The sequence below is a fragment of the Gemella haemolysans genome, assembly GCF_001553035.1.
Taxonomy (GTDB): domain Bacteria; phylum Bacillota; class Bacilli; order Staphylococcales; family Gemellaceae; genus Gemella; species Gemella haemolysans_B.
In genome coordinates, this window is the sequence record NZ_KQ959978.1 from 473 (window position 1) to 726 (window position 254).

Annotated in this window: 1 protein-coding gene; it reads left to right on the forward strand. The window is 25.2% G+C overall.

The features are described 5' to 3' along the window. Positions 1 to 254: ATP-binding protein (locus HMPREF3186_RS09650; RefSeq protein WP_231724179.1), on the forward strand; the 254-nt coding region annotated here is incomplete at both ends.

Below are 254 nucleotides of genomic sequence, written 5' to 3' on the forward strand. Positions count from 1 at the left end.
AAAGAGAATTTAGAATATCTTAATTTAAAGCAATTCAACCACAGACTAGATGAGATAATAGAACTAACTCAAAATAGAACAATGTCGGTAATAGATATTCTATTGAAACTAACAGATTATGAAGTAGATGTGAAAAAGCAAAATGTAAAAGAATCTATGATTAAAGTAGCTAATTTCCCTTATAATAGATCATTAGATGATTTTGATTTTTCATTCAATTCTGATATAAATGAATTAGAAATAAGGAACTTAGC